The organism is Cupriavidus basilensis, from assembly GCF_008801925.2.
In the GTDB taxonomy this organism is placed as follows: domain Bacteria; phylum Pseudomonadota; class Gammaproteobacteria; order Burkholderiales; family Burkholderiaceae; genus Cupriavidus; species Cupriavidus basilensis.
Genome location: NZ_CP062803.1, coordinates 15168 through 34279, shown reverse-complemented (window position 1 = coordinate 34279; position 19112 = coordinate 15168). Strand labels below are relative to the sequence as shown.

The 19112-nt window shown below is 58.5% G+C and carries 15 protein-coding genes and 1 riboswitch; of the genes, 5 read left to right on the top strand and 10 right to left on the bottom strand.

What is annotated here, in order from left to right:
• Nucleotides 1–25 precede the first annotated feature (25 nt).
• The 5 genes from F7R26_RS41675 to F7R26_RS00090 all read right to left on the bottom strand — a co-directional run bounded on the left by F7R26_RS41675 (nucleotide 26) and on the right by F7R26_RS00090 (nucleotide 5491).
• Nucleotides 26–1099: a TniQ family protein gene (locus F7R26_RS41675; protein ID WP_150985347.1), complete on the bottom strand. Its 1074-nt coding sequence runs from the start codon at nucleotides 1097–1099 to the stop codon at nucleotides 26–28.
• Nucleotides 1071–2024 carry a TniB family NTP-binding protein gene (locus F7R26_RS00105; protein WP_241754479.1) on the bottom strand — a complete coding sequence of 318 codons (954 nt, stop codon included), beginning with the start codon at nucleotides 2022–2024 and terminating at the stop codon, nucleotides 1071–1073. Before F7R26_RS00105 ends, F7R26_RS41675 begins: the two co-directional genes overlap by 29 nt.
• A gap of 82 nt (nucleotides 2025–2106) precedes the next feature.
• Nucleotides 2107–4119, bottom strand: a complete 2013-nt coding sequence (locus F7R26_RS00100) for a Mu transposase C-terminal domain-containing protein (RefSeq protein WP_206702498.1) — start codon at nucleotides 4117–4119, stop codon at nucleotides 2107–2109.
• The gene (locus F7R26_RS00095) at nucleotides 4097–4627 is read right to left on the bottom strand and encodes a TnsA endonuclease N-terminal domain-containing protein (protein ID WP_170301829.1); all 531 of its coding nucleotides are present in this window, start codon (nucleotides 4625–4627) and stop codon (nucleotides 4097–4099) included. The genes F7R26_RS00100 and F7R26_RS00095 overlap by 23 nt, the downstream gene beginning before the upstream one ends.
• A gap of 438 nt (nucleotides 4628–5065) precedes the next feature.
• Complete coding sequence (locus F7R26_RS00090) at nucleotides 5066–5491, bottom strand: helix-turn-helix domain-containing protein (RefSeq protein ID WP_150985345.1); 426 nt, start codon at nucleotides 5489–5491, stop codon at nucleotides 5066–5068.
• A 235-nt stretch (nucleotides 5492–5726) separates the two neighbouring features.
• Between F7R26_RS00090 and F7R26_RS00085 the strand changes: the two genes are divergently transcribed.
• Entirely contained in the window at nucleotides 5727–6251 is a 525-nt protein-coding gene (locus tag F7R26_RS00085; protein WP_241754380.1) for a 3'-5' exonuclease family protein, read from the top strand.
• A 160-nt stretch (nucleotides 6252–6411) separates the two neighbouring features.
• On the opposite strand, the gene F7R26_RS00080 is transcribed toward F7R26_RS00085, so the two are convergent.
• The 5 genes from F7R26_RS00080 to F7R26_RS41670 all read right to left on the bottom strand — a co-directional run bounded on the left by F7R26_RS00080 (nucleotide 6412) and on the right by F7R26_RS41670 (nucleotide 11475).
• Entirely contained in the window at nucleotides 6412–7149 is a 738-nt protein-coding gene (locus tag F7R26_RS00080) for a hypothetical protein (protein WP_150985344.1), read from the bottom strand.
• A gap of 226 nt (nucleotides 7150–7375) precedes the next feature.
• Complete coding sequence (locus F7R26_RS00075) at nucleotides 7376–8455, bottom strand: ADP-ribosylglycohydrolase family protein (RefSeq protein ID WP_150985343.1); 1080 nt, start codon at nucleotides 8453–8455, stop codon at nucleotides 7376–7378.
• Between the two features lie 129 nt (nucleotides 8456–8584).
• Nucleotides 8585–9727 (bottom strand): methionine adenosyltransferase, encoded by a 1143-nt coding sequence (metK, locus tag F7R26_RS00070; RefSeq protein ID WP_150985342.1) that lies wholly within the window; start codon nucleotides 9725–9727, stop codon nucleotides 8585–8587.
• Nucleotides 9728–9859: 132 nt separating this feature from the next.
• On the bottom strand, nucleotides 9860–10288 hold the full coding sequence (locus F7R26_RS00065; RefSeq protein WP_150985341.1) for a DUF3293 domain-containing protein: 429 nt from the start codon (nucleotides 10286–10288) through the stop codon (nucleotides 9860–9862).
• A 28-nt stretch (nucleotides 10289–10316) separates the two neighbouring features.
• Nucleotides 10317–10422: riboswitch (SAM-I-IV-variant riboswitch) on the bottom strand.
• Nucleotides 10423–10458: 36 nt separating this feature from the next.
• Complete coding sequence (locus tag F7R26_RS41670) at nucleotides 10459–11475, bottom strand: WYL domain-containing protein (RefSeq protein WP_416351292.1); 1017 nt, start codon at nucleotides 11473–11475, stop codon at nucleotides 10459–10461.
• On the opposite strand from F7R26_RS41670, the gene F7R26_RS00060 reads away from it, so the two are divergent.
• The 4 genes from F7R26_RS00060 (at nucleotide 11407) to F7R26_RS00045 (ending at nucleotide 19047) form a co-directional block, all read left to right on the top strand.
• A complete protein-coding gene (locus F7R26_RS00060) occupies nucleotides 11407–14493 on the top strand; it encodes an N-6 DNA methylase (RefSeq protein ID WP_150985340.1) in 3087 nt (1028 codons plus the stop codon). The genes F7R26_RS41670 and F7R26_RS00060 overlap by 69 nt on opposite strands.
• 12 nt (nucleotides 14494–14505) lie before the next feature.
• Nucleotides 14506–15186 carry a hypothetical protein gene (locus F7R26_RS00055; protein ID WP_150985339.1) on the top strand — a complete coding sequence of 227 codons (681 nt, stop codon included), beginning with the start codon at nucleotides 14506–14508 and terminating at the stop codon, nucleotides 15184–15186.
• Between the two features lie 241 nt (nucleotides 15187–15427).
• Entirely contained in the window at nucleotides 15428–17389 is a 1962-nt protein-coding gene (locus F7R26_RS00050; protein WP_241754379.1) for an ATP-dependent nuclease, read from the top strand.
• Entirely contained in the window at nucleotides 17386–19047 is a 1662-nt protein-coding gene (locus F7R26_RS00045) for a UvrD-helicase domain-containing protein (RefSeq protein WP_150985338.1), read from the top strand. The genes F7R26_RS00050 and F7R26_RS00045 overlap by 4 nt, the downstream gene beginning before the upstream one ends.
• The last annotated feature ends 65 nt before the right edge of the window (nucleotides 19048–19112 follow it).

Genomic DNA, 19112 nt, shown 5'->3' with positions numbered 1-19112 from the left:
TTAGTTGTAAAACAGAGTCGTACGCTTACCCGCCGTTGTAGGTAGGGAACTGTGTCCAGCGTTTCGGGCGACCGCTGCGCCTCCGATAATCATTGGCAGCGATCTTATGTTGCTCGCAGAACTCTAGATAAGCTGATTTCACGCATCCATCCCCCATTACCTCTCTGAGATGACGGGGCAGCCGGTGTAGCGGAGTGATCGTCAACATAGGTTCGCTCTTGCCAATCAAAGCAAATTCGTAACTCTCCGCTCGGGTGGTTTTCAAACACCGACGCAACTCAGCATGGAGGGCCGCCGGCCAGTCTATCAATACCTTTGACATGGTCCGGACTGTTGCCATGTCAATGCAATGACTAGAGGTAGATCGCGGCACCTCCATTCTTTCTTGGTCGCACCACCACAGAACGTAGCTTCTCGCCTGTTGAAATACCGCGATGGAATCAGCAATCAACCTCCCCGTTGTGAAGCACGAAAATCTTGCAGCGGCCTCCTCCGCGAACGGGAGTTCGCTTCTGAGCTCAGCTTCCAGTACTTTCGTAAAGAGCAATACAGCTTCAGGCGGGTCGAAATTACTCTGAATGCTGCACGTAAGGTCATTACCGCATCGGCATCGGAGCAAATTTTCGCGACGCCAGCTGAGGGCGCAGCCGCATCTCTGACATGTATCGATCAACCAACGTCGGTGTCTTACACAGACGCAAATCAAACGAAGGTCCCAGACAGCTGGCGTCGCATCTCGCCCTCGCAAGCACTCCACGCATATCGCAGATCGCTGTTTCCGAAAGAGTGCTACCGGTACGTATGCATCCATGAACAGCAGGGTGTTTGCCATTTGAGTCGCTATCGGTCTACACGTCAGAGTGGACAGGTCCTCCGGGTCAATTCCGACCGATTCCGCGAGTAACTGAACCTTATGGTCAGGGATGGACAACCCCGCCTCACTCAGCATCGATGAAATCCAGCGCAACGAGGTCAGACCGTTCAGCTCCCCCACCCGGTGGATGTAGCCGAATAGGCTTTCACCCTTGTCCGGCCGGGGCCGGACAAGGAGCTTCACTGGACGCTGTTCCTCAGCAGTAGCCACTGAACGGTTCACCATCTTTGTTAAGTGATCTGGGTACGAAAGCACTATCAAACGGATTGCGCTCCCGATCGGCCTGATGCCATATCGCACCCTGGAAGGCTCGCCTTAGGACATCGAGATCGATGCAGTCACGCCCCTCTTCCAGCGCGATAGATAGCGCATTGCTGGTCAACTTCATTAGATAGTCAATGAGTCCATTGGTCGCATAGAACATGAGAGGGACCACCGCGGGCTCGATGAACGCGGATGGCCGGCTGAATGGTGTTTGCGAATGAAGCGTATTGAGAAACCCCGCGAACTTGATCGCTTCCGGCTTTGTACTGATGGAGAACGGTGGCAGGTTAGCTTGAGGAAGGAACCGACGGCGCAACTGTTCGTTCACCTCAAGGATCCGTTTGCAACGAGGCAAACCGAGTAGCACGAAGGGGACCCGTGTAGCATTGATCAACTGCTTGAGCCAGTCGGCGACCTTGTACTCGATCTTGCCCCCCGAGTTGTCGACGAACTGCTGGAACTCGTCGAGCATTGCGAGTTCAACGCGACACTCCCTGAACAGCGTGATTATGCGTGCCGTCTTGCTTTCAGCGGAGCCTTTGTCCGCATAGGGATCGCCCAAGGCCATTAGTATTCTCTCGGCGACATTCTTTATTGTCGGCGCCGACGGAAGTTCTAACTCCAATACGCGTAAGACTGTGCGATCCTCAAGTTCCTCATGTGGATATCGACTCGCATACGTCTTTCGCAGCGTTGACTTTCCGGCACCCGATACACCGGTAATGAGAAGGCAATCCGGCTCTTCGATCAGATGACGGCCATATAGGTGACACCTTTCAATGGCTTGTATGGCAGAAGTGAATGCCGGGTACCGGATGAGCTTCCGCCTAAACTCAAACACGGCTATATCTGCCGGTCGAAGTGACCGGGTACCACTATGGAACATATCACCAGCCAATTGTCCCGGGGGTATCACGGGGGGACGCTTTGGAAGGTCGTTACCATCTTCTGCGATCATGATTGCCTCCTCAGCCTTCCCTGCCGGCAACGTTGCGGGATTCAACGTCGTAACTCGACAAGCTTTGCTCGGCCAGCCACGACACAATGTCGTCGGAAATATTTGCCTCTCGGGAACAGGTCTGTGGATTCGCATCCAAGATTTCCGGCGATGCTTCAGCGTGTTGCCGTAGCGCCTCCTTGGCTGCAGCGTGGTGACTCTTATTGCGAGACTCCGGTGGCCTACGAGTCTGCAGCAGGCGCTCGGTAAATTCCCGCAACTCCAGTTTCGCAGCGAGCATGGCGTCGCGTAGAGGCAATGCCGCATAATCCTTCTTCGCCCTTCTATTGATGAGGGTATGTTGTTCAACTGTGAGCCCTTTTGCATAGTCCGGCGTTGTGCAGCTTGCCGCGACATACTCCTTGCGCTCTAGATCCAAAACATGCAAGGTCCCCAGATCATCTGGGTCATACCTAACCGTAACCTCTAGCGACTTCTTATCCCCGCGAATAAGTTGAAGCGCGTCCGACGTATACTGCAAATTGTTCAATTGAACGCCATTCCGATCCAACTGTCGCGTGGCGACTTGCCCTAGATATACTTTGAGGCGCTGTGGATCAGGCGCGAGTTCAGGGGCATCGAGTTCCAAACCTTCCTTCCATCGTTGTAAAGGTGCAGCGTTGATGCCTCTGTGATATGTCGCGCCATATACTTCCACAAGCCACTTGTGGAGAGCCTGCTGAAGTTCGCTTAGGGTAAGGACCGCTTTGGCTACAGAGTCGTATCCAAGCCGTTTTTCGTACGTTGAGTATGTGGTCCCTGGAACGAGGTGGAGGAAGTTGTAATTGAGCGTTTTTAGAAAGCGCTCGATCACTCCCTTTAAATGTGGTGTTCGAGGCTGGCAGTAGAGGAGATGTGTCCCGATATCCGCGCATGCTGCCTCTAGATCTTTCGCGTGAAATTCAAGACCGTTGTCGCATACGATTTGTTCTATCAGCCCAAAGCACGGCCATGTGCCCTTAATTTCAGGGTACTTTTCACGCATGTACGTCTTGGGAAGCATAGCGTGGCGAAAGCAGCGAAGCACCGATTCGACGCTTGGCTTTCGAAAGCTCACGTAGAAGCCGACTACCATGCGCGAATACCGGTCAATCATGACCGTGATCCATGGTCGGCCGAGAACTAGCCTTGTGGCTTCATCAATGACAAGGAGGTCCAATGGAGTATTATCAACCTCGACGCGCTGCAATAGCCGCGTGCATTCTGGCCCTTTACCAAACATTGTGAGCTGTTGTGTTGCAATCCGCTCACCATAGCGACGCTTCAGCACGTAGTATCTTTCGTGTTGATCGAGAAATCTGTTGATCAATCGCATCGATACTTCGCGAAGTTCGTCTTCTGGGGCTCTTGTCAGGTTCGCTTTTTTAATTCGTGCATTTATCCAATCGCGCAGCTCCACCTTGGTCTCCCGCTGCTCATTTAAATAGACGCTCTCGATGCCCTCGATGATCAGTTCGCAAAGTGCTTCGGGGTACTCCGAGCGTGGCCGTTGGCCACGAAGCTCCCATTTATCTATTAGGGCTCGAATGTCAAAATGGCCAAACACCCATCGCCGGCGCCAGGCATAGAAGCTTGCCATCCCTGGCGGCCTCTTTCCTGGCTCAATCTCTTCAGCACACATGCGAAGCGATTCGCGCAGGATCTTGCGACTGAGCCAAAGCCGCCCGTCTGGGCAAATGGCCGTGAGGTACTTCCACTTGCGAATAGCCTTGATTCGTATCGCTTCGGAAAAATCCGCCAGACCCCGTTCGATAGGGTCTTGTTTGGAGCGCCCCTCGCCCTCTGCCGGGAAGTTCTGAAGAGCTGTGATCTTGAGACGGGCGTGCTCATACAAGCTCAGGAGTTCCTGGCTCGAGTACTCATGCAGTGCGCCGTCACTGGCGGCGCGCAGTTGGAAACGGTCGCCGATGATTTCGACAATACGTTGGTAGACGTCATCAATCGTGAGAATTGATCCTTGCTTAAACAAAGAGCGCGTCATCATCGGCCTCCGCAAAGGGTCGTACAACAGTTTGAGCAGTTAATGGCTGATGGAGGTCGCAGACTAGATCGCGACGTGCCAATGCCTCTAGCACCTTTTTGGGGTCCCCGAGTACTTGTGCCGCTTCAGCGAAGCTGGCAGAGTGATGATCCTGGCAACTCAAGACCGGCCATTCCCGCGGCTCCCAATCGTTAGGACGCATGCGCAGGAGGTAGCGAACCAACTGCGACCTATGGGTCTGGCAGATCTGCTCTTCAGTGAGCGCGACAAAGCGAGCACCAGCGCTTTCAAAGTGACTGGCGATTTCGGCAAAGCGCTCGTTGTTCTCAGACGTGTTGAGTTTTTCGGCGGGCTTCACCTCGACGAACCATTCTCGCCCGTCCTGCCAAACGAACCTAAAATCGGGCGTATAGCGCCGCCGGCGTCCCCTGATCAAATACGAAATTGACACAGGCTGCTCGTCGAAGGCGACGATCGTGCGAGCGAACTCTGCTAGATAGAGGCAGTTCATCTCGAGGAGGCTCTCGCACCGCACCATTCGGCGCATTTTTCGGGAGGCAAACTTCCCCCTGAACCCACGCCCTGAGGGCCGCACGGGGTTTCGGGTGCTGTGATATGGAAGTTGGGAGGGGAAGAGATGCCTCCCCGGGATATACGGGGTAGGCGAGCTGTGGTCTGCCATGATAGGTCCCTAATCGCTTTTTTCGAGGCGACCACCGGCCGGCGGCACCCATGCGAGGGCATCGCCAACAGAACTCCGGCTTTTTGGGCGTGGGAACTCCCACCGTTGGGTTGTTATCCCCAAAGCGAAACCGAAGCTAACCGGTGATCGATGAATGAACGGCCTTGACCGGCCGACCGCGAGGAGGGATACTTCAAGCGCCAACCAGAAGTACCGGCCTCCACGCGAGGTCAGCGACGGGGCAAGCCGCCAAGGTTTGTCCCGTTTTTACATTTTGGCATCCTCCTTTGACCTACGTCGGCGCAAGCGTGCCGGACCGTACGTAGGCTCATCCGCAAGAAGTTCATCAATCCTTACCAATTCACGTAAGGCCCGGATTTGAGCCGGATATAGCCGGTCAATCTTCTCCCAAAGCTCATGGCATAGCAGGTACGTCTCGGTTGGCACATCCGCCGGCAGGACAAATCTCCGCCTCGACTTTTCTGCGGCAAGCCGCATATCCAGGTTGTCTCGGTCATTGAGGGACAGGCTTCTGTCGAGCTTTCCCAAAAACTCGTCACTCGGCGGCTTGGTGCCCAGTTCGATGGCGGACACGTAGGCCTGCTCGTATCCGAGCAATTTAGCTAGCTCATGCTGGCGCATGCCACTACGCAAACGCAAGGTACGGAGAAAAATGGCGAATGGGCTACTCATTGGGCCGCATCTGGAGATGGTACTTAGTACGAGATGGAAACGGTTCACCGCAGCTATTGAAGTACATGTCAGCCCGCATGCCAAGTACAATTCTTCTCGTAAGTCTTTGATATTTAACAATTAACGCCAAATTAACAGTTTCAATCAGGACGGACTGGTGAGGTTTCGCACCCTCAGGCTCGCTCAACCTGCGCGGCGCAAAGCGCATCGAGCCGGCGTATATGGAGAACGGAATATGACCCGCGATGAGCTGATCGCCACCGCAAGGAGTGCTGACAGAATGATGATCAGAGGCCCACGCAGCCCGTGGAAAACGCGCTACTTCATCGACACCGAGTTCACTGACTTCAAGGACAGTCGGCTCATCAGTGTGGCGATAGTGGGCGAGGATGGGCGCGAGTTCTACGGCGAGTGCTCGGACTTTGAGCGGCCACTGTGCAGTGACTTCGTGCGCGACGTCGTACTGCCTCAACTCGGCCAGTTTCCAGGCCGATCAATGCCGTTCACTGAATTGCGCGGCGAGCTACTGGCGTGGCTGTTGATGGTGCCACTCAAGCCCAAGCCTGTGTTCTGCTATGACTCCAATTATGATTATGAGCTGCTCACCCACTTGCTCGGTGGACCGTTGCCACGCGGATGGAGGCATGAGAATGTGTTCTTGAAGATCGATGCCGAACGCCGGGCGCAGTACGTCACTGTGCATGGCGGCGAGCATCACGCGCTGCACGATGCGCGCGCAAACGCCTTCGCTTTCAGGTGAGGCCGCACGAGGCTGGTAGTACGTCGTGCGTCAAGGTCATCAGATGCCGACGACTTCGGGAAACACCTTGCCTGTGGGCTGTGGTCAGAACGGCAAGGCTTCCCCTTACCGCTCGTCATTTGAAGGTCCACTCGCCGTGTTTGGGAGTCAAACTGGACCACTACACACCGCCTCGCTGATTCTCAGGATCGCCTAACCTTGCATTGCACACGGCGTCGGACGACGAGAAGAGCTGATTGATTAAGTCGCATACGATATCGAAAGTGCGTAGTACCGCTGGATGTAGCATCGAGGAACCATGCGCATACTCGTTGCGAATCTTTGGTAGGCCATCGATAAATGCACTAATCCAGTCATACCTCAAGTCTTCCTCAGTCGGCTGCAATGTGGCGGGGTCAACCGTTATGGTGGTGACTCCCGGTTTGGACATTTTTTGTATTTGATCAAACTCACAACGCGTTCGAGCCCGTTCGCGTGCCAACTGATCGCCGATTCGCAGCCTACTGTTGGTGATTAGACCAAGCCTCTGAGCCTCTCTCAACCAATCGCTCAGGCCTGCAAACTTTTTACTTCTTCGCGCTATTGGACTGTCACCTTTTGATTCAAGGCGGCTCCGAAGTGCAAATTCTAGCGAACTCAACACCTGTTGCTCGGCCACCGCGTGGAAGCGATAGACGAACCACGCGTAAGCGTAGAGGTTCTTGGCGGTCTCAAAGTGAAGCCTGACTGATTCGGGTACGGTACTCTCCAGCACGTACGGTTGGATGGCCTCGAGATGGTCACTCAATTCCTGTGGCCTGACCTGACCAGCGCTATCGACAAGTCCAAAGAAGGTGTTGCGCGGATCGGGATGCGCTATGTCATCCTCATCGCGCAAGGCGTCGCTTGGATCAAGCATCTTGGCAGCTCCTCGTCAGTAATCATCTATTGCCGTAACAGTAGCATCACGGAAGCGCGCCTTGCTCTCGACTTTTCCGTGCATCCACATCGGTCAAACACCCCATTCTGAGCATGCGAGCGTCATGCACGGCATGATGTTCGGGACGCAAAGCGCTGTAGCTGAGGGCGTCATTGGTCGATCTACTACGCGCAACGAATCGCAATGCGGACATTGCGTCATGGGCTCATCCTGACTGGGCCCACTCTTCCTCGTGCTCATCGGCTGCCGAGATGGCCGAGCTGAATGCCAATCCGGAGGCGAAGCCGTAAGTCATTCCCGGCACCTTTTTCAGGGATTCAAGTAACGCAGAAATCAACGGCGTCGCAATATCATATCCACGCAGCTGCTTAAGCCATCGCACAGGGATACCTTCCAGCCCAAAGCGGATTCCGGCGAGCCCGCCGGCGACGCAGGCTGTCGTGTCGGTGTCGTTTCCAAACTGGACAGCCGTCCTGACTACGTCCTCGAACGTCGACTCTTCGAGCGCGCGCCGCGCCGACCAGATCGTGTCGAGCACATAGCCCGTGCCGCGCGGTGCGTCATGCTTCGGGAAGCCTCGCAGGACGTCCAGTTCGCGGAGATATTCGCTGCCTTCCCGCATATCTGGCCACGTCTTGTAGACCTCTTCGAGACGACCGTCTGCCGATGCCCACGGGTCTGCAAGACCTTGCAGATAGCCCGTCGCAACGAGGCAATAGAAGGCGCACGCGACCTGCGAGCGTGGGTGGGCGTGCGTGGGTAGCGAGTGCAGATGGGCCTCGCGTACGAGTGCCGAGTCGGTCCCCGCATGCAGGAGGGCCAAGGGCAGACAGCGCATCAGGCTGCCGTTACCGTTGTCCATGACCTCGGCTCCGCCCGACTCACGCGGCGACACGCCGTCACGCAGATTGTTCAGCGCATCTGCCGTCTGAATGCCAACATCGAAGACCTTGCCATCGATGGCCAGATAGCCCCGGTCCAGCCAGCGCAGCAGCCGGTCGGCGAAATCGACCAGCGAGAACCTTCTCTCTTCGACCAGGCTGGCTAGCAAGCACAGGGCCTGCGCGCCGTCGTCCGACCAGGTCCCGATCGGCACGCCGCTGTGCGCTCGCGGAAATCCAGTTGGCGGCTGCATCTCGATTGCCTTGCGCGCCGGCAACTGCTGCGACGCGTGAAACTCATATGGCACGCCAAGCGCATCGCCCACCAGCAAGCCCACGAGGCCACCCAGCTTGGCATGGGCGGGGTGCTGCTGCGCTAACCTCAGAAAACCATCATGGCTCATTCGTTATCCTCCTGGACTGTTTTTCTGGGAAACATCCGCCTCGCCGTCGATTGCTGCCCTGTCTCTCACACGCATGGCGCAGACGCGCCCGCAGGCTTCGCAGCTCTGTCGAGCGCACCGGTCATCCCCTCACTGCTCCCAAGGGAGGCCGACATCCACGCGACCGAAATGGCCGTAGGCTGCGGTTGGATAGTAGATAGGGCGCAGTAGATCCAGGGTTTCGATGATGCCCTGCGGCCGCAGGTCGAACTCCCGCGCAAGCTCGACGGCGATGTCGTGTCGTGGCTCGGCCTCCGTCCCGTACGTCTCGACCAGGAAGCTGACCGGCTCGGCCTCGCCGATCGCGTAGGCGATCTGCACTAGAGCACGCCGCGCCCAGCCGCGCGTCACCACCTGCCTTGCCAGGTAACGAGCCATATAGGCCGCCGAGCGGTCCACCTTGGAGGGATCCTTGCCCGAGAACGCGCCGCCGCCGTGGGGCGCGGCACCGCCATAGGTATCGACGATGATCTTGCGGCCGGTCAGCCCGGCATCCCCCTTTGGTCCCCCCGTGACAAAGCGCCCCGTCGGGTTGATCAGGCAGCGTAGCTCCTTGGCACGCAAGTGCGTCGGGATCACTGGCTCGATCACATGCTCCAGCACGGCAGCGCGCAGCGCTTCCAGCTCGATGCCCGCGTCATGCTGCGTAGAGAGCACCACGGCCTCAATCTGCGTAGGGCGGCCGTCGACGTAGCGGAAGCTCACCTGCGATTTTGCATCGGGCTGGAGCCAGGGCAAGACGCCTTGCTGCCGCAGTTCCGCCTGGCGCCGTACCAGTCGATGGGCGTAGACGATCGGCGCCGGCATAAGCTCGGGCGTTTCGTCGGAGGCATAGCCGAACATCAACCCTTGGTCCCCCGCGCCCAGAATGCCGTCGGCGCGATCGACACCTTGGTTAATGTCCTGCGACTGGCCATTGAAGCGGATCTGGACTTCGCAGCGCTGCGGATCGATGCCCGTTTCGGCATCGCGATAGCCGGACTCGCGCAGCACCTCGCGCACCAGGGTCTCGGCCGAGGCACGCACGGCATCGAAATCATCCCGGCGCCGCGTCTTGAACTCGCCGGCGACAATCACGCACTGGTCAGCCAGCAGCGTCTCGCAAGCGACGCGCGAGTGGTGATCGCACGCCAGGAAGGCATCGAGAATACGGTCTGAAATTCGATCGGCGAGCTTGTCCGGGTGACCTGCGGAAACCGATTCCGAGGAAAAAAGGCCGCTGCGAATCGTCATGGATCTCTCCTGTTTAGCCGCTTTTGACCAGACGTCAGGGGGCGGCAAGCTGGAACAAATCCCCCCAGCCCCTTCCCCCGTGCGGGGCGGCGGACCCACCGTTTCTCCATTCGGATTCAAATCTGTCCGTACTTATCGCAGCAGGATCAATCGCGGCACGGCATCGGCGCCGGACCAGACGATGGCGTTCTGGCCGAGCTGCGTGCCCAATGCCCTGGCTTCGTCCAGGCCCAGGCCGAGCACCAGGTAACTTGCCTCGCCCGGCCAGGCATTGGAGGGATGCTGGCCAATGCCATCGATGTGGCGCAGGCCGCGTTGCCGCAGCGTCTCCGCCAGGACCTGCTGCAGCCCGGCGTTGCGGGCCGGCTCCTGCTCCTCGCTGAAGGGATTGCACGCCGTGATGTAGGCACTGCAGGCCACGCCGGCCACCTCGTGCAAGGCCGACAGCACGGGGTTGACCTCGCCCACCTTCAAGGTGGCCGGCGTGTTGCCGTGCACGTGGTAGTGCGTCTCCAGGTAAGCCTGGATGAAGTCTTGAGGAATCGCCGAGTCAGAAAACAAAAAACCCTCCGTGCAAGGAGGGTCGACGCTTTACCCGTTTGGTTGCTCCTGCAGGAGCCACATCCGCTTTCGCGCTCCACCTTGCCCGGGAAGGCAGGTTGGCATGGGCGTCGACCCAATTCATAATGTCCCACGCATTAGAGCAGCACCAATGGCCTTTGTCAAGGGCGTCACTGCATTGGAAACGCATGTCGATTATTTCCAATCAATGCCGCCACCGCTTCGCGCCAAGCGATCCAAGCTGCTACTCGTGATCTGAAGGTAGGAGCAACGGCTTCAACTCGTCCCGGTTGCGCAGGGTCAGGACATGCCGGGGCCGATGCGCATTCGGGAGGTCCAGCCCATAGTAAGTCGGGAAATAGCCGACCAGGCAGTTCCTGATCTTGACCCGCCTCGGGGGCTGGCCGCCGTCCGACGTCATGCCAAAATCTCGGGCAACCACCCTTATCTGGTGGTCGTTCAGCGCAGTATGGGGAATTGCCTCCAGCACCGACCCATTGTGCCACTGCCGATTCTGGTCGCTGGGTTGGGGCGACAGATCCGCTAGGGCTTTGCGGCTGCTCGATGCGCTGAAGGGCGAAGTTCCTGAACTCTTCGCTGCAGCTGTCGAACGCCCGTAAATGCCACCACGACCCGGTGTGAATCAGCGCATGCGGCCAGATCAGCCTCGTCACGGGCTCGGTGGTCGTCATCGAGTAGCAGACCACCTCCAAGGCGATCCCTGATCTGATCGCCTGCACGACCAAGGACAAGCTCTGTCGTGCCACGCCATACGCAGGTGTCGGCAGGCTTTGAACCGGAAGCCGATCGCCCACAAGCGGGACCACAGCACTGGACCTAATTTGCGATGTGGCCAGCTGCAGAGCCAGGTACTCGTGAGGATCGTCAGAGGCGAAGCGCGGCTTGAAGGCCGGCCCCGGAATGTAGAAGCGTCGCCGAGGTTCGAAGGTCAGGCTTGTGGAAACGCGGCCTCGTACTCCCGAAGGTCCTTGGTGGCATGGTTGCGCACGACACCGAAGACAGCGCTCACGCGGGAACGTTGAATCTCCCCCCCCAAAGGAGCGTCGACTCGACAAAGCGCAACTGATATAGTCGTGCCCTTCTCTGCCTGCGGCCCCATGATTTCTAAACGTCTCGATCCGTGGTTGCGTGCCCTCGGCTATGCCGAGGCCTCGCCGTCGCTGCATCTGGCGCGAGATCCGGTGCCGCAGGATCACCCCTACGCGCCCGAGCTGAGGGACCTGCTGAATCCCAACGGAGAGATTCGGGCGGAGGCGGTGTTCGACGTCGATGGCGTGCCAGCTATCACCTTCTTCGTCGGCGGCAAGGCTTCCCCACTGCAAGACTCTGCGCAGCTGCTGCAACTCCGTCAGCGCATCTGGAATCAGGGGCTGATCACGGTGGTGCTGGTCGCGGATGCCAATATGGCAACTGCCTACCCAGCTTCCGCAGTCGCGGGTGCTCAGGCGACGCTCAAGCTGGCTGACGCCAAGGTCGATGGCCCATGGTCCTGCTCCGACCTATTGTCGGGCGATGTGCGAGAGCGCTTCCCGACTTGGTTCCGCCTCGAGGACCGGGTTGACCGCAAGCTGTTGAGAAACCTCAACCTGACCGTGCGCGACTTGGCAACCTGCAAGCTGCGCAACGGACGGGAATGCGGCAAGAGCGCCGCCCAGTATCTGGTCGGCCAGGCACTGTTCATCTCCTACCTGGAGCACCGCGGCATCGTCGACGAGCCGTACCGTTCGAAGAACAAGGTCGGCACGTTTGTGGATTTGGTGGCTGACCGTGATCGTGATGGCTTGGCACAGCTGCTGAGCAGCCTCAAGGACGATTTCAATGGGGACTTCCTGGAGCCTGACGCCAAGAAGAAGTCCTTGTGGCTTGACCTGGGCAACGCAGGGTTCGATGTCGTCGCGGACTTCCTGAGCGCAACCGACGTGGCGAACGCGCAGCCAAGTCTGTTTCCCTATAACTTCCGCTACATCCCCGTCGAGTTGCTGTCCGGCGTCTACGAGTCATTTCTCGGCGACAGCAAAAAGGCGCTGGCTGCCTACTACACGCCCCGGCATCTCGCCAACGTGGTGGTGTCGCAGGCGCTAGCCAATTCGACAGATTTGCTTGCCGAGCGAATCTACGACGGTGCATGCGGCTCTGGCATTCTCCTGACGACGGCCTTCCGCCGGTTGATCGGCGCCGCCGAGGCCAAAGCGCAGCGGCAGTTGTCCCTGCGCGACAGGATAGAGCTGCTGCAGACTCAGATCTTTGGTAGCGACCTGAGCGAGGCCGCCTGCCGCGTCACGGCGTTCAGCCTCTACCTCTCGTTGCTTGAGCAGCTCCAGCCGACTGACATTGTGGCGCTGTGCGAGGACGAGAACGTCAAGCTTCCGCTGCTTCGGGATTTCAATCTCTTTTGCGGCCCCGACAAAGGCGACTTCTTTTCCGCTCAAAACCCGCTGGCCAACGAACGCAAGTTCACTTTGTTCCTCAGCAATCCGCCGTGGAGCGAGCCGGACGGGGAGTCCACCGGGCTCGCGGACGAGTGGGCTACCGAGCGGGGCTATCCGCGACCGCTGCGGCAGATTGCCGCTGACTTCGTCTGGCGAGCGGGCGAGTGCCTGGTGCCCGAAGGACGCATATGCGTCATCTTGCCGATGACGCTGCTGCTCAAGCCGACGAGCCAAGAGTTCCTGTCGGCCTGGCTGACGAAGGTACGGTGGCTGCGGCTAATCAATTTCGGCGACCTGAAGGAACTGCTGTTCGACGAGGGCAGGGCATCCTGCATCGTGTTGCTGGCCAGTCCGCGCGTCGTCAGCGAGCACGACGAGTGGATCGTGCCGCCGACGGAGAAGTTCGAGTACTGGGTGCCCAAAGCTGATGTGAGCTTGGCATTCGGCCGAATTTCGCTGCATAGCGTTGATCGCCATCAAGTCCAGACGCAGGCGATCGTGCGATCCAACCGCGAATTGGTCACCCGCATGTGGGGCGACGAGTTCGATATGGCCCTGTGGGCGCGACTGCGCCTTCGCGGTACCTTCGGCGACTTGCTGCATGGCAAGCACAAACGATGGAGCCGTAGAAAGGGATTCCATCGCGTTGACTCGTACGTGGAGGTCGAGAAGCACGTCAGCAGCGCGCCGCTGTGGGAGATGAAGTTCCTCAGGCCGGAGCATCTATACAGGTGCCCTGTGGTCGCCGCAGCAGACTTGGAGGCCTTTCCGCGCGATGAGATGCGGACGCTTCCGAGCCTTGACGCGTCGCTTATCGAATTCTTCTCCGGCCCCCGCATCCTCTTCCCGGATGGTCCGGCTCCGGACCGGAGCATTCGGGCAGCGTTCCTTGCGACCCCGGCGTCCTTCATGAGCAGTGTGGGCGTGATAAGCGGCCCCCCAGAGGATGAGGATCTGCTGCGATTTGCGACCTTTTACCTGAGGTCAGACCTGGTCCGCTATTTTATGGTGACTCAGGTTTATCAGCTGCTGAGCGATCGCGACCGGGTGTCGCTAAAGGACATCGAGCAGTTTCCGTTCTATCCGCCAGAACGACATGCTGATCCGGCTAAGGCGCGGCAGATCGTGGGCGAGGTTGCGGAAATCTCCAGGTGGCTGGAGCAGTGCGACGGCTTCGCGCGGCCTGACGCCTGGGACAGGTCGCGGGCAAAGGTCGAGAAGCTCATCAAAGAGTACTTCGGTCTTCCTCGCGATGCCCAGGCCATCGTCAAGGAGACGGTCGACGTCATTCTTCCCGCTACACGGCCGTATGGGATGTCGCGCGTCTACGAGCTAGCGATGGAGCGCGTGTCGGATGCCGTAGCCAAGCACTACGCCAAGGCGTTACAGAACGAGCTGAACGGCTGGCGGGATGCGGGTGACGGAGAAGGCAGCTTTGACGTCAATGTGTACTACACCGACGTTCGGCAAGCAGGCGCGCTTGCCGTTGCTCAGGTGAATCTGCACAGAAAAATTGAGTCCAAGCCGACCGGCCAACAGGCCAACCATGTGGTCGACGCCATTCTGCGCAAGCTCAGAGAGGCGCAGTTGCTGACAGTCGAGCTGCAGGAGCGCATGCACTTCGTGCCCGACACCCTGATCGTCTCGGGCAATACGGCCTATCTGATTAAACCGGTAGCGCAGCGCCTGTGGCTGCGTCGGCAGGCCCGTCGCGATGCGGCGCGGATCGTATCGGCGACAACAGGCAACTACTGATCCATCTCCTCAATGCAAACGAAATCCCTCAACGACTGGCAACGCGCTTTTGGCAAGAGCGATGCGAAGAAGGTGGTTCAAGTGCTCTGCGAGGCATGGCGGGAACTGGCAAGGGACAGCGCCCAGACCTTCCACGGAAAAGAAAAGGAGCATGCACTCACGGAACTTCTAGGTGAGTACATCCGGACCGCGAAGGCTGGCGCGCGCCTCACGGGCAACTGGAGCTATGAGGACCGGCTGGCATCCATCGTGCCTTCGCCGACGGGCGGCCTCAAGGTAGTGAAACGACGCCGGACGGACATCCAGTATTTTTCGGACCGGCTGCAACCAGCGTTGCGACTGGTGTTCGAGTTTAAGAAGATCGACCACACTAAGACCCGTCGCGACGCCTACACCGGCGCCGAAGGCATGGAGCGGTTTGTGACGGGCGACTACAGCATGGGCCAACCAGTTGCGTTGATGGCCGGCATGCTGTTGAAATCGACGCCCGACTGCGTACCGCCGTTGAGAACCTACCTGTCGTCAACGGCAGCTCAGGCGGCTCTTGGCATGGTGGCAGACCCCGCCGGTCAATTCGTGCGTAGCCCGGCTTCCTTCAGCGACGCCGCGTTCGACACCGAGCACAAGCGCCCCACCGGGAAGGCGCCCGCCCACGGCAGCATTGTCATCTGCCATCTATTTCTGAGCTTCTGAGCCGGATGTCGCTGCCGCACGCATGAGCCACGCGTCAGATCAGAACGGCTTTGGCATACGACTAACAGTGCGCGCAAGGCCTTGTACCGCCCCAGCTTCATGTCGTGAGTTCACGGGAGGACATCCGCAAATGACCAGGAAAGGCATTCCCCCGAAAGACATAATCACCATCGATCCAGAAGCCGCCGGACTATAGCCATCACCGCGCTGGCGCGAGCGCGCGGCGGGGCGGAAAACACAAATGGAGGGGATGATCCCTATGAAATTGACCTGTCTGCGTTTGTGCGGCTTTCGTTCGTTCGGTTCGACGCCCATTGCGATTAATTTAAGCGACCTGACATTCCTCCTCGGTCCGAACGGCACGGGCAAGACGGCTGTCCTACAAGCGCTCGCGCGTATGTTCAGCCTTGATCCGAACCAGCGAAGGATCAAACCAGCGGACTTTCACGTCCCGGCGGACGAAGCGCCTGAAGCCGCACCTGAGACCCGGGAACTATGGCTTGAGGCAGTCTTCGAGTTCCCGGAGCTTGAAGATGACGATGCGGATGAAGATGATTTGCCAGCGGTGCCCGGTAACTTCGCGCACATGCAGCTTGTTTCCGAAGACGGGCCTGCCCGGATTCGGTTCCGGTTGAAGGCCGCCATCGATGTCGATGGCGACATTGAGGAAACCTTTACCTGCGTCATTCGTGAAGACGACGATGGCGTTCCCATCGAAGAGAGCCGTGTGTCTAAACAGGATAGGAATGCAATTCAGGTTCACTACATTCCTGCGCGACGCGACCCGGCCGACCACATTTCCTATTCAGCAAACGCACTGCTCGGGCGTGCGCTGCGCTCAGCAGACTGGAGTGCAGAGCGTGAGGAAATTCGTGACCTCACCGGACAGATCGGCGATTCTCTCGCCGACAACGAAGCCATTCAGGGGGTCGCAGAGGCATTGACCTCCAAATGGAGTGTCCTCCACAAGGGGGCCTATTACGCGAATCCAGCGATCTCGTTCGCTAGAAACGAGATTGAGAATCTGCTCAAGCACTTGAGCGTTGGTTTCACACCGGGGCACGCTGAGTCGCTCGTTGACTTCTCACGACTGAGCGACGGGCAACAATCTTTGCTTTATGTGTCGCTGGTACTGGCGATGCACGAGATTGGCAGCAAGGTCCTCAGCGGTGATCTGGACGCCTTCGACATCGACAAGTTGAGACCGGCGGTGTTCACTTTGATTGCCGTTGAGGAACCAGAGAATAGTTTGTCGCCCCACTATCTGGGGCGGGTGATCAAGACGCTCACTGAGTTCGCAGAGGACCAGAATGCACAGGCGCTTATCACCACACATTCCCCTTCGCTGCTGCGGCGAGTGCCGCCTGAAGCGATCCGGTATCTGCGACTTGACAGCGATCGAACGACTCTTGTCCGCCACATCGAACTCCCGGAAGGTGCAGCAGCTCACAAGTTCGTGCGCGAGGGCATCCAGGCTTTTCCAGAGCTTTATTTTTCTCGCCTTGTGGTACTCGGCGAAGGCGACAGTGAGGAAATCGTGCTCCCGCGCCTGATGGCTGCGCGCGGCATCTTGAGCGACGACGCCTCGGTCTCGGTCGTCCCGCTCGGCGGTAGGCACGTGAACCATTTCTGGCGCCTGCTGAACGGACTTGGCATTCCTCACGTGACCCTGCTCGATCTCGACGTGGCGCGATATCAAGGTGGCTGGGGGCGTGTGCGGTACGCAGCAAAGCAGCTTCTCGAATATGCCGAGGTCGAGCCGAACGATCTGACGCAGGATGATGTGGATGCCATCCCTGCGTGGGATTCCGATCAAGGGATTCTGTTGGACGACGACGGGTGGATAGATAGGCTGGAAGGCCTCGGAGTGTATTTCTCAACGCCGCTCGATCTTGATTTCATGATGATGAAGGCATACCCGGACGCGTACAAGGTCGCGGACGGCGAGCTGGCCGCGCCTGATGCGTCAACGCTCAAATCCGTACTTGGCAAAAGCCACGATACGGTTGAAGGCCAATACGAAGACGACGAGCTTGAACTCTTCGATGCCTATCACACCAGATTCAAGGTCGGCAGTAAGCCGACCTGGCACATTCAGGCAATGGCTGGCCTGGACGACGACGACCTATTGGCAGCTCTCCCTGGCGTGCTCAATCGCCTGTTCGACGCTATCGAGACCGAGCTTGAGGATCTTCCCGAATGATCAGGTCAGAGCGATGGTCGCCATCAGATGATCTGTCGCTTGAGCCGAATGCGCTCGCCGCAGCGCGGGAGACAGGGCGAAATCTCGCGCTCACTGCCGGACCTGGTGCGGGCAAGACAGAGATGCTGGCGCAACGTGCAGATTGTTTGCTGCGCACAGGAGCCTGCCGCTACCCCAAGCGTATCCTTGCCATCGCGTTCAAGGTCGACGCGAGCCAGAACTTGAAAGCGAGGGTAAAAAAGCGATGCGGGGAGGAGCTGGCCACACGGCTCGACAGTCACACGTTTCACGCCTTTGCGATGCGCATCATTGAACGGTTCCGACCGGCGCTCACGGGACAGAATGCTCTCGATCCCGACTTCACAGTGGGTGCCAACCGTGTCCACCGAAGGTCGATTACGTTCGACGATATGGTCCCTCTCGCTGTCGAGATCGTTGAATCGAACCGCATAGCGCGGAATGCGATCCGCCAGACCTACAGCCATGTTTTCCTTGATGAGTTTCAGGATTGCACCGCGATGCAGTACAGGCTTATCAGGGCCTGCTTTTACGATACCGGTATCTTTCTCACAGCAGTCGGCGATACCAAGCAGCGCATCATGGGGTGGGCCGGAGCGCTCGAAGGCATCTTCAGCACCTATGCTGAAGACTTCAACGCGCTGCCGTTGAATCTCTATCAAAACTTTCGCTCACAGCCGCGTCTGCGCCGAATGCAGAACGCGATGGTTCGGGCGATGGACCCCGCTGCCGCTGTCGATGACGCCGCGATCCCGGGGGATGCTGGCGCGATTGACGTGTGGCGCTTTGATGACGATGACGCAGAAGCGGAGGAACTCGCAAGCGCGATCCGGGGCTGGATCGAGGACGAGAATATCAGCCCTTCTGAAATCGCGATCCTGGTAAGGAATCAGCAGGGCCTGTATTGCAAAAAGCTCTGTGCCGCGTTGGCGGCGCAAGGAATTCCATACCGTGAAGAGGACGCGAGCCAGAATCTTGCTGCTGAACCCGTCGCCTGCCTCATCGTTGATTTCCTGCTCGTTGTCGCCAGCGGGCGTCAGCCGGGTCCATACCGTAGGCTCCTGGACCTGATGGTTTTCAGCCGCGGCCTTGATGAGGAGCGCGAGTATGAGGCGCGCGCCAGGTGGGATCGCTTCGTCGCTGCCACGCGATGTGAGGTCGACGAAGGCGACCTCGACCTTAGCGATCGCGCCGCTCTCGCCGGGTTGGTCGCTTCACTCCTGGAGGTAGTTGGGCGTGATGCTGTTGTAGCTATGTCCTCTGAATATGGACAGACGCAGAGGCTTAACGATCTGATTGAGCAGACGCTCGACCGCGTGCATGGATTGCTGGCGTCCAGCACCGAGGCAGCGTCTGCGCTGGCCTCATTTTCCGGAGACCGGGCAGTGCGCATCATGTCGATTCACAAGAGTAAGGGTCTGGAGTTTGATACCGTCGTAGTGCTCGGGGTAGAGAGGGAGGCGTTCTTCGGCAATCAGGACGAACAACGGTCAGCCTATTTTGTTGCGATTTCGCGGGCAAAACGCCGACTGATTCTGACTGTCAGCGAGCAGCGGGAATGGCCCGAGGGCGCAAGGCGCTGGAATGTTGCCCGCACCGAACACGCGGAGTTTGTCGAATACGCGGAAGCTGCAACTTGAATTGCAATACCGCGCACCCAACCAGAATTGCTGCAGCCTTAGTACCGATTGAATGCCGCGCGGAG

Bases quoted from the DNA above. Each gene is read 5' to 3' on its own strand.
- F7R26_RS00080 (WP_150985344.1), bottom strand. From the start codon at position 7,149: ATGCTTGATCCAAGCGACGCCTTGCGCGATGAGGATGACATAGCGCAT.
- F7R26_RS00060 (WP_150985340.1), top strand. From the start codon at position 11,407: ATGATTTCTAAACGTCTCGATCCGTGGTTGCGTGCCCTCGGCTATGCC.
- F7R26_RS00075 (WP_150985343.1), bottom strand. From the start codon at position 8,455: ATGAGCCATGATGGTTTTCTGAGGTTAGCGCAGCAGCACCCCGCCCAT.
- F7R26_RS41675 (WP_150985347.1), bottom strand. From the start codon at position 1,099: ATGGTGAACCGTTCAGTGGCTACTGCTGAGGAACAGCGTCCAGTGAAG.
- F7R26_RS00055 (WP_150985339.1), top strand. From the start codon at position 14,506: ATGCAAACGAAATCCCTCAACGACTGGCAACGCGCTTTTGGCAAGAGC.
- F7R26_RS00090 (WP_150985345.1), bottom strand. From the start codon at position 5,491: ATGAGTAGCCCATTCGCCATTTTTCTCCGTACCTTGCGTTTGCGTAGT.
- F7R26_RS00050 (WP_241754379.1), top strand. From the start codon at position 15,428: ATGGAGGGGATGATCCCTATGAAATTGACCTGTCTGCGTTTGTGCGGC.
- F7R26_RS00045 (WP_150985338.1), top strand. From the start codon at position 17,386: ATGATCAGGTCAGAGCGATGGTCGCCATCAGATGATCTGTCGCTTGAG.
- F7R26_RS00085 (WP_241754380.1), top strand. From the start codon at position 5,727: ATGACCCGCGATGAGCTGATCGCCACCGCAAGGAGTGCTGACAGAATG.
- F7R26_RS00105 (WP_241754479.1), bottom strand. From the start codon at position 2,024: ATGTTCCATAGTGGTACCCGGTCACTTCGACCGGCAGATATAGCCGTG.
- F7R26_RS00100 (WP_206702498.1), bottom strand. From the start codon at position 4,119: ATGATGACGCGCTCTTTGTTTAAGCAAGGATCAATTCTCACGATTGAT.
- F7R26_RS00095 (WP_170301829.1), bottom strand. From the start codon at position 4,627: ATGAACTGCCTCTATCTAGCAGAGTTCGCTCGCACGATCGTCGCCTTC.
- metK (WP_150985342.1), bottom strand. From the start codon at position 9,727: ATGACGATTCGCAGCGGCCTTTTTTCCTCGGAATCGGTTTCCGCAGGT.
- F7R26_RS41670 (WP_416351292.1), bottom strand. From the start codon at position 11,475: ATGCAGCGACGGCGAGGCCTCGGCATAGCCGAGGGCACGCAACCACGG.